Genomic DNA, 792 nt, shown 5'->3' on the forward strand with positions numbered 1-792 from the left:
ACAGCGCTTGATTCTATTTGTTGGCTATTGAATGTACGTGGCTTAGATGTATCGCGTTTGCCAGTTTTACTGTCGCACGCGATTCTTCATGCCGACTCAAGTGTGGAGTACTTCCTAGATCCCGCTCGCTTACCTGCTGAATTTGCAGCGCATGTGGGTACTGGTGTGACGGTTCATCATCCAGAAGCACTTCAATCTCGCCTTGAAGCCATGTCTGGTAAAAAGGTATTGCTCGACCCAGCAATCAGTAACGCATGGTTTAAGTTAGTTCTGCAAAATGCAGGCGCATCGGTTATTGCTGCAGCCGATCCATGTTTAATGCCAAAAGCCGCGAAAAACGAAGTTGAGATTGCGGGCATGAAAGCCTGTCATATCCGCGACGGTGTAGCGATGAGCAAATTCCTTTGCTGGCTAGATGCCGAAGTGGCTGCAGGCAATCTTCATGATGAAGCTACACTGGCTGATCGCCTAGAAGCATTCCGTAAAGAAGACCCAACGCTGATGGATCTGAGCTTTGATACCATTTCTGCGGCAGGCGGCAATGCTGCTATGTGTCACTACAATCATGAGAACCAACCTGAGCCAGGTAAGCTAGAGCTGAATACGCTTTACCTTGTTGATTCAGGCGGTCAGTACCTAGATGGCACAACCGACATTACACGCACCATCGCGATTGGTCAGCCATCAGCAGAAATGATCAAGCAGTTCACTCTCGCGCTGAAAGGTCATATCGGTGTAGCACGTGCCCGCTTCCCGAAAGGCACTCGCGGTTACCAAATCGATACATTGGCT

1 protein-coding gene is annotated in these 792 nt (G+C 49.4%); it reads left to right on the top strand.

Annotated features, from left to right (window positions below; all coding sequences use genetic code 11):
- On the top strand, positions 1-792 hold a 792-nt coding region (locus R8O11_RS26750; protein ID WP_318194814.1), incomplete at both ends, for an aminopeptidase P family N-terminal domain-containing protein.

It is taken from the genome of Vibrio sp. 1288 (assembly GCF_033344475.1).